Origin of the sequence: uncultured Bacteroides sp., from assembly GCF_947632445.1 — a bacterium.
Classification (GTDB): domain Bacteria; phylum Bacteroidota; class Bacteroidia; order Bacteroidales; family Bacteroidaceae; genus Bacteroides.
On the sequence record NZ_CANRPM010000091.1, the window covers coordinates 1 to 8548 of the forward strand.

At 47.5% G+C, this 8548-nt stretch carries 7 protein-coding genes and 1 pseudogene; 3 read left to right on the plus strand and 5 right to left on the minus strand.

Annotated elements, in window-relative coordinates:
* Nucleotides 1–882 precede the first annotated feature (882 nt).
* Nucleotides 883–1233: pseudogene (locus tag Q0Z70_RS12375) on the plus strand (hypothetical protein); the annotation flags it as partial.
* 184 nt (nucleotides 1234–1417) lie between these two features.
* Here the strand turns inward: Q0Z70_RS12375 and Q0Z70_RS12380 are convergent.
* The 5 genes from Q0Z70_RS12380 to Q0Z70_RS12400 all read right to left on the minus strand — a co-directional run bounded on the left by Q0Z70_RS12380 (nucleotide 1418) and on the right by Q0Z70_RS12400 (nucleotide 5170).
* Entirely contained in the window at nucleotides 1418–1750 is a 333-nt protein-coding gene (locus Q0Z70_RS12380; protein ID WP_298074961.1) for an SMR family transporter, read from the minus strand.
* Nucleotides 1751–1880: 130 nt separating this feature from the next.
* Nucleotides 1881–2921, minus strand: a complete 1041-nt coding sequence (recA, locus tag Q0Z70_RS12385) for a recombinase RecA (protein ID WP_298074963.1) — start codon at nucleotides 2919–2921, stop codon at nucleotides 1881–1883.
* A 24-nt stretch (nucleotides 2922–2945) separates the two neighbouring features.
* Nucleotides 2946–3392 carry a thioredoxin-dependent thiol peroxidase gene (bcp, locus tag Q0Z70_RS12390; RefSeq protein ID WP_298074965.1) on the minus strand — a complete coding sequence of 149 codons (447 nt, stop codon included), beginning with the start codon at nucleotides 3390–3392 and terminating at the stop codon, nucleotides 2946–2948.
* 17 nt (nucleotides 3393–3409) lie between these two features.
* Complete coding sequence (locus Q0Z70_RS12395; protein ID WP_298074967.1) at nucleotides 3410–4603, minus strand: saccharopine dehydrogenase family protein; 1194 nt, start codon at nucleotides 4601–4603, stop codon at nucleotides 3410–3412.
* Nucleotides 4604–4633: 30 nt separating this feature from the next.
* Entirely contained in the window at nucleotides 4634–5170 is a 537-nt protein-coding gene (locus Q0Z70_RS12400; protein WP_298074969.1) for a hypothetical protein, read from the minus strand.
* Between the two features lie 206 nt (nucleotides 5171–5376).
* Between Q0Z70_RS12400 and Q0Z70_RS12405 the strand changes: the two genes are divergently transcribed.
* Nucleotides 5377–6168 (plus strand): META domain-containing protein, encoded by a 792-nt coding sequence (locus tag Q0Z70_RS12405; RefSeq protein ID WP_298074971.1) that lies wholly within the window; start codon nucleotides 5377–5379, stop codon nucleotides 6166–6168.
* Nucleotides 6169–6550: 382 nt separating this feature from the next.
* A complete protein-coding gene (gene dnaK / locus Q0Z70_RS12410) occupies nucleotides 6551–8482 on the plus strand; it encodes a molecular chaperone DnaK (protein ID WP_298074973.1) in 1932 nt (643 codons plus the stop codon).
* Nucleotides 8483–8548 lie beyond the last annotated feature (66 nt).

An 8548-nucleotide genomic window follows, 5' to 3' on the forward strand; every position in this document is an offset into this window, starting at 1 on the left:
ATGGGGGTTATTATATAACGTACCGAGTCAGTCGAATATTTTGGTTAGCCCTGCCACGGAACTACGCCGCTGCCCCTATTTTTCATGATTATAAATTTTTAATTCGTTGTTTTGTTTTTATTGTCTGGTGTTGGGTATAAAAAGACGCGGACAAGCTTCTGTCATCTGCTTACGAGGTATTAGACGACCTACAAGATGAGATGCAAGAAATGCCCGCGCCAAACAGCGCGAACATCAACTCTCATTCTTCTCTTGTTTGAAAGTGTCTAATTTTCGTAAGCAAGAAGAAAAGCCGATGCGCTTTTTGATATGTTTACGACGCTATGCCCGCAGCGTCGGTCATTTCGGTGTTTCTATTCCATAGGCAAAAAATATCAAATGGTTTTATGCGTCCAAAAGTACAAAAAAATACGGACAGGACAAATCCTATCCGTATTTTTCTTCAGTACATACTCCGCTGCACCTCGATATTCACGATAAAATCCTGTTCGGATATATCCGATGACATCCCGTGGAGCGGGAATTCCTGTTGGAATTTAGTTGGGAAAAACAGCTTAGGAGAACTTTTCCGCATGACTTCCGGCAGGACACCGGACGGACGGCGGCCCCGCTTTTCTGCGCAGAGGTTATTGTGGCGTGACTTCGACTAAAAGTATCTAATCCGATGGAGAAAAGGCAGTTTCAGGCAGGGGAATACAGTGCTTTCTTGCCCTGTGACGCAGTGCTTTCTGAGGGCGTCATGCAGCACTTCCTCACCACCTGACGAAGCACTGTATGGGAGGCTCATGCAGTACTTCGTCACGACGGGTGCAAAATACTTCTGCCGGTTGATGGATTTTTACCGGATTATTTTATCTTTGCAGGCATAAAACAGTCAGGAACATGAAGCGTATCTTCTTATTGTGCAAGCGTCCTTTTGTGCGGCTGGCCCGTTTCCGCCATCGGTGCGGCTACGGGGTGCATTCGCCTTTCGCCTTCCATCTGATAACGGGGGTCATTTACGAGACCGCACCTTATTACAAATATGCTCCTTTGCTGGAAGAGGAGAAGCGGCTGGCGGCGCAGCACTCCAGAAGCTGGAGAGAAGAGCCCCTGCAGGTGAAGCGGCTTCTGTTTCGTTTGGTCAATTATGCGCGGCCGGAAACGGTTGTCGATGCAGGGCCTCTGTCCGCTTCGGGGCTTTATCTGAAGGCCGGCAGAGAAGGGGCGGTTTATACGGCTGCGGCGGAGTTGGACGCGGTACTGAAGAGGGCGGAGGCAGTCCTTGCAGAGGAGGATGCGGAATGTACGGAAGAGGAGCCTTGCGTAGAGGGGCTTCCGGAAGATGGACAGACAGTACTAGCAGCCATTCATATTATAATAAGAATCAATTCGAACTTGTGATTGACTTTGATTTAAGCCACTCAGACAATCGTCTTTAATGTGAAACAGACTTTGAAAAAAGATTGATTATTATCACTCCTGCTATAATCATCCCCATACCTAAAATTGCAGGAAAATCCAATGACTGCTTGAACACTAACCAGCCGATAAACCCTATAAGAACAATGCCAACTCCTGACCAGATCGCGTATGCGATGCCGATAGGCATGGTCTTAAGAACTATGCTAAGTAAATAAAAGGATGCGCCATAACAAACTACCATCATTACAGTAGGCCATAACTTGCTGAACTGCTCGCTTTGCTTTAGGAATGAAGTGGCTATTGTCTCGAATACGATAGCCAATGAAAGTAATATGTATCTGAGCATAATTTTATTATAATTTGTTAGATAATAGAACACATAATTACTCAAAAGAGTTGGAATAGAAAAATTCCCCATCTTGAGCATAGAGGGGAGTCGCGTAGCTATCCCCTCTATGAGTTTTAGGTTTGAAGCTTTATTTTTCTTTCTTCAGTTCTTCGAATATCAGTCCTTCCAGTTCTTCGGCCAATTCGGGATTGTCCAAAATGATCTGCTTGGCCGCATCGCGGCCTTGAGCCAGTTTAGTGTCATTGTAGCTGAACCATGAACCACTCTTCTTGATGATACCCAGTTCAGTACCCAGATCGATAATTTCGCCGGCACGGGAAATGCCTTCGCCGAACATGATGTCGAACTCGGCACGACGGAAAGGAGGAGCTACCTTGTTCTTGACAACCTTTACCTTGGTCTGCTTGCCGATGACATCTTCGCCGTTTTTGATGGCCTGGCCGCCACGAATGTCGAGGCGAACGGATGCGTAGAACTTCAGAGCATTACCGCCGGTAGTCGTTTCGGGATTGCCGAACATGATACCGATCTTTTCGCGCAGTTGGTTGATGAAGATGCAACAAGTGCGAGTCTTGCTGACAGCCGATGTCAATTTACGCAAGGCCTGCGACATCAGGCGTGCCTGGAGGCCTACTTTATTGTCACCCATGTCGCCTTCGATTTCGGCTTTCGGCGTAAGGGCGGCTACGGAGTCAACCACAATGATGTCGATAGCCGAGGATCGGATGAGCTGTTCGGCAATCTCCAGAGCCTGTTCGCCGTTGTCGGGCTGGGAGATGAGGAGGTTGTCCACATCAACGCCCAGCTTGGTGGCATAGAAACGGTCGAAGGCATGCTCAGCGTCGATGAAAGCGGCGATACCTCCTGCTTTCTGTGCTTCGGCAATGGCATGGATGGCCAGTGTAGTCTTACCGGAGGATTCGGGGCCATAGATTTCGATGATACGGCCACGTGGATAACCGCCTACGCCCAAGGCGACGTTCAGCCCGATGGAACCGGTGGGGATAACTTCGACTTGCTCGATGCTGTCGTCACCCATCTTCATGATGGAGCCTTTTCCGAAACTCTTCTCTATCTTGTCCATGGCGGCCTGTAAGGCTTTCAGTTTCTCGCTATTGGGCATTGTGCTGCCTTCGTTTTCAAAATTCAATTCGTCTTTTTTTGCCATATTTGTTTGTTGAATAAATGGTGATTAAAGTATTTGTGCCGCATGGTTCTTGGGCTTCACTTCCTTCGGACCGATGATGCGCTCTACAATACCCTCTTCGTTGATGATGAAGGTAGTACGGAAGGTACCCATGTACTTGCGCCCATACAGGCTCTTCTCACCCCACACGCCAAATTGATCGACCAGCTTCTTGTCTGTGTCGGCAATCAAGGGGAAGGGGAGTGAATTCTTTTCGATAAACTTCTGATGCGACTTTTCGCTATCTATGCTGACGCCTACCACTTCGTAGCCGGCCCGGCGCAGGGCGTCGTAGTTGTCGCGCAGGTTGCAGGCTTGGGCGGTACATCCCGATGTACTGTCCTTCGGATAGAAGTAGAGCACCAGCTTCTTTCCTTTATAATTGCTCAGGCGGATTTCTTCGCCTTTCTCGTTAACACCCAATACTTCGGGGGCTTTGTCTCCTATGTTCATTTTGAAATGGTTAGTGGTTAAAGTTCCAAATCGCCGTCGATAACTTCGTGCCAAGGCAACCCCTGCTTGTTGAGTTGCTCCATGAACGGATCGGGATCGAATTCTTCTACATTCCATACGCCCGGCTTCTTCCAAATGCCCTTGAGGAACATCATGGCGCCAATCATAGCCGGTACGCCCGTCGTGTAGCTGACACCCTGCATGCCTGTCTCCTTGTAGGCAGCTTGATGGCTACAATTATTGTAAACGTAGTAAGTATGTTCCTTTCCATCCTTCAATCCGCGAATGCGGCAACCGATGGAAGTTTCGCCCTCGTAGTTTTCGCCCAAGTCTTGCGGGTTGGGGAGTACGGCTTTCAGGAATTGCAGGGGGACGATTTTCACGCCGTTGTAATCCACTTCGTCGATGCGGGCCATGCCGATGTTCTGAATGACGCGCAGGTGAGTCAGGTATTCCTGGCCGAAAGTCATCCAGAAGCGGGCACGTTTGATGGTGGGAAAGTTCTTCACCAAGGACTCCAACTCTTCGTGGTAGAGCAGATAAGAGTCGCGCGGACCGATGTTCGGATAGGTTAAGTCCTTGTGAATTTCCAGCGGCTTGGTGGTTATCCATTGGCCGTTTTCGTAATAACGTCCGTTTTGAGTAATTTCGCGGATATTGATTTCAGGGTTGAAGTTGGTGGCGAAAGCCTTATGGTGGTTGCCGGCGTTGCAATCTACGATGTCCAAGTATTGGATTTCGTCAAAGTAATGCTTGGCGGCATAGGCCGTATATACACCGCTTACACCCGGATCGAAGCCGCAACCGAGGATGGCGGTCAGGCCGGCTTCCTCAAAACGTTGCCTGTAAGCCCATTGCCAGCTATACTCAAAATGGGCTATGTCCTTGGGTTCGTAATTGGCTGTATCCAGGTAGTTAACGCCTGTCTTCAGACAAGCTTCCATGATGGTCAGGTCTTGATAGGGCAGGGCGACGTTGATGACGATTTCGGGCTTGACGTTATTGAAAAGCGTAACCAGTTCATCCACATGGTCTGCATCTACCTGAGCGGTTTTAATATTGGGATTACCGATGGCTTTCACGACGGCATCGCATTTTGACTTCGTGCGGCTGGCAATCACGATTTCGGTGAACACGTCCGAATTCTGAGCTACTTTGTGTGCAACGACGGTTCCTACACCGCCTGCACCGATAATTAAAACTTTACCCATTTTGTTTCTTACTTAAAGACCAAAGAGATTTTACTCTCCAAGGTCGTACTGATCCATAAGCCTCTCAAATTCATCATGTTCATTAGAAAAATGGAGGTATTTGCGATAATCTGCCATGTGCTCTTCGCCTTTGGCGAAGACATCTGCACGTTCGTAAGCACGTGCTATTGCGCGATCAGCTGCGGCAGCAACTGACTCGCCTTCAGGCACAACGATAGTTGTGGTTCTAATGGCTCTGTACTTACCAGAGCCATCCGTACGGGCAATCCCGTATGGTGCGTGTTCGCACGTCGCAAGCGTGCCCACGAATAGTGGCACAGCTTCGTTTAACTTGGTAACCTTGCGTTTACCATCTTTGTCGCGAAAATCTTGGATATCTGTGATTCCAAGTTTTTCCATCATTACCTTATCATCAAGATTAAGGTAATACGAGTAGTCACTCCGCAACGACGGAGTGGGTACTGATTTTACCAAAATGTTTTGGTAATATCTTCCTTGAGTTGATACGCCTGTGGCTATGCCCACGGCGTAGAGTTGAACGTTTTCAGCATCTGTAATTATTTTCATCTCTTTATAATCTAATAATGATTGATAAATATGCAAGTTGTTCTTTTTGGTTTTTCGTCAGCAAATATACTGTTTAATTCTTAGATATACATTATAAACGAACAAATACTTTGGCTTTTTTGGATGTGATTACCGAACAAAATGTTGATAGAGTTGTTATTTTGTTCTATATTTGCGGTTGATAATTTAACTTAAACTACAAGACAATGAAGAGAATTTGTGTTTATCTAAGTATGATGGCCGTTGTGGCGGCCCTGTCTTCGTGCGCTTCGACAAAGAATTTTGCGCAGGTTTCCGACCTTAGTGGTGAATGGAACATCATCGAAATCAATGGAACGGCCGTTGTACCGGTATCCGGCCAAACCTTTCCTTATATAGCTTTTGAGACAAATGCAGGACGCATCTATGGCAATAGTGGTTGTAATCGGCTGATGGGAAGCTTTGATACCAATGCCAAACCTGGCAGACTGACGCTTGGACAAGTGGAAAGCACCCGCATGATGTGTTCCGATATGGCGCTGGAAAAGAATGTGTTTTCGGCCTTGACACAAGTGAAAAAATATACAAAGCTTGCTGATGGACAACTTGCCTTGTGTGGCAAATCGTCGAAACGTCCCATTCTGGTATTGAAATCAAGAAATTCGTTTTCAGTTATTAATTTGGAAAGTCGCTGGAAGATAACACAGGCCGGAGGTGAAATCATCCCCGACGGTATGGAGAAGCAACCTTTTCTGGGGCTGAATATTGCCGAGAAGAAAGTATATGGCAATACGGGTTGTAATGTTATCAACGGTGTCTTTGTGACCGATGAGAACAATGCGACGGCCATTTCTTTTCCCAACCTGCTCAGCACGATGATGGCATGCCCCGACATGGAGGTAGAAAGACGCATCACGAAAGCATTGTCCGAGGTGAAAACATTTGGACGTCTGGCCGAGGGTGGCATCGGTTTCTATAATGCCGCCGGCGAACTGATATTGGTATTGGTGAAAGAATAACCAAATACGAATGATCGTATAGCAGCCGCCTTTGGGTAGGATACGAAGTCCTCCTGAAGGCGGCTTTTTCTAAAGGGGCGAAGAAAGCATTGCTTCCCTGGACGGAAACAGCTGTTTTCTTTCGGGGAAAGCGATGCATTCTTTCGAAGAACTGGATGCGGGGTGTCAGGCTTCGTTTGTCAGTCTTGAAGGGAGATGGATTGTATTGTGGTCTTTTCCGTCAGTTTATAGGGCAAATTTCTGCCAAACTGGCAGAGCGTGTCAGACTTCTGCCGTCAAAAAAGGTCGTTTGACATTTGGCACGACGTTTGTGCTTTCAGAAACGTCTGCCGGTGAGGCGGATGGAATGAACGGAATAATAACAAATAAAATAATAACAATCATGGGAAAAATTATTGGTATTGACTTAGGAACTACAAACTCTTGTGTTGCTGTATTCGAAGGCAACGAACCGGTAGTAATCGCCAACAGCGAAGGCAAGCGTACAACTCCTTCCGTAGTGGCATTTGTCGATGGAGGTGAACGTAAGGTAGGTGACCCCGCCAAACGTCAGGCCATCACGAATCCGAGGCGTACAGTATATTCTATCAAGCGTTTCATGGGTGAAAACTGGTCGCAGGTACAGAAAGAAATCTCTCGTGTATCCTATCCGGTAGTGAACGATAACAACATGCCGCGCGTCAATATTGACGGGCATCACTATACTCCGCAGGAAATTTCAGCTATGATTCTTCAGAAAATGAAGAAGACGGCCGAAGACTATTTGGGTCAGGAAGTTAAGGAAGCCGTTATTACTGTTCCGGCTTACTTCTCCGACTCTCAGCGTCAGGCTACGAAAGAAGCCGGGCAGATTGCCGGTTTGGATGTAAAACGTATCGTGAACGAGCCGACAGCCGCTGCATTGGCCTACGGTGTAGATAAGGCCAACAAGGATATGAAGATTGCTGTATTCGACCTCGGTGGTGGTACATTCGATATTTCTATCTTGGAATTCGGTGGCGGTGTGTTCGAAGTGTTGTCTACCAATGGTGATACTCACCTGGGTGGAGATGACTTCGACCAGGTAATTATCGACTGGTTGGTACAGGAGTTCAAGAACGACGAAGGTGCTGACTTGACCCAGGATCCGATGGCTATGCAACGTCTGAAGGAAGCTTCTGAGAAGGCCAAGATCGAGTTGTCTTCTTCTACTTCCACCGAAATCAACTTGCCGTACATCATGCCGGTAGGTGGTGTACCCAAGCATCTGGTTAAAACATTGACCCGTGCCAAGTTTGAAGCTCTGGCACATGGGTTGATTCAAGCTTGCTTAGAGCCTTGCAAGAAGGCTATGAACGATGCCGGCTTGAGCAATTCCGATATTGATGAAGTAATTCTCGTAGGTGGTTCTTCACGTATTCCGGCCGTTCAGAAGCTGGTAGAAGATTTCTTTGGCAAAGTTCCTTCCAAGGGTGTAAACCCCGATGAGGTAGTGGCCGTAGGTGCTGCCGTACAGGGTGCCGTATTGAATAAGGAAGTTGGGGTGGGCGACATCGTATTGCTCGATGTTACTCCGTTGACTTTGGGTATCGAAACCTTGGGTGGTGTGATGACGAAACTGATTGAAGCCAACACGACTATCCCTTGCAAGAAGAGTGAAACCTTCTCTACGGCCGCCGACAACCAGACCGAAGTGACCATTCATGTATTGCAAGGCGAGCGTCCGATGGCGGCTCAGAACAAGTCCATCGGTCAGTTCAATCTGACAGGTATTGCTCCGGCTCGTCGTGGTGTTCCTCAAATCGAGGTAACATTCGATATTGATGCGAACGGTATCTTGAAGGTATCCGCCAAGGATAAGGCTACGGGTAAAGAACAGGCCATCCGTATTGAGGCTTCCAGTGGCTTGAGTAAAGAAGAAATCGAACGCATGAAAGCTGAAGCCGAAGCCAACGCTGAAGCCGATAAGAAGGAAAAGGAACGCATTGATAAGTTGAATCAGGCCGACTCTATGATTTTTACGACTGAAAATCAATTGAAGGAACTGGGCGATAAGCTTCCCGCCGACAAGAAGGTTCCGATTGAGACAGCCCTCCAGAAACTGAAAGATGCGCACAAGGCACAAGACTTAGCGGCTATTGATAGTGCCATGGCCGAGCTGAATACTGCCTTCCAGGCTGCCAGTGCCGAAATGTATGCACAGACCGGTGCACAAGGTGGTGCACAACAAGGTGCCGGTTTCCAAGGTGGTACTAACGCTGAACAAGGGAACTCTCAGAATGTTAGCAAGCAGAATGATAATGTTCAAGATGCTGATTTTGAGGAGGTTAAGTAGATTTAGATAATCAACAATAATTATCGGAACCAAATCCGTGTAGCTCAACGAGTTACACGGATTTGC

Bases quoted from the DNA above. Each gene is read 5' to 3' on its own strand.
- Q0Z70_RS12395 (WP_298074967.1), bottom strand. From the start codon at position 4,603: ATGGGTAAAGTTTTAATTATCGGTGCAGGCGGTGTAGGAACCGTCGTT.
- recA (WP_298074963.1), bottom strand. From the start codon at position 2,921: ATGGCAAAAAAAGACGAATTGAATTTTGAAAACGAAGGCAGCACAATG.
- Q0Z70_RS12400 (WP_298074969.1), bottom strand. From the start codon at position 5,170: ATGAAAATAATTACAGATGCTGAAAACGTTCAACTCTACGCCGTGGGC.
- dnaK (WP_298074973.1), top strand. From the start codon at position 6,551: ATGGGAAAAATTATTGGTATTGACTTAGGAACTACAAACTCTTGTGTT.
- Q0Z70_RS12405 (WP_298074971.1), top strand. From the start codon at position 5,377: ATGAAGAGAATTTGTGTTTATCTAAGTATGATGGCCGTTGTGGCGGCC.
- bcp (WP_298074965.1), bottom strand. From the start codon at position 3,392: ATGAACATAGGAGACAAAGCCCCCGAAGTATTGGGTGTTAACGAGAAA.
- Q0Z70_RS12380 (WP_298074961.1), bottom strand. From the start codon at position 1,750: ATGCTCAGATACATATTACTTTCATTGGCTATCGTATTCGAGACAATA.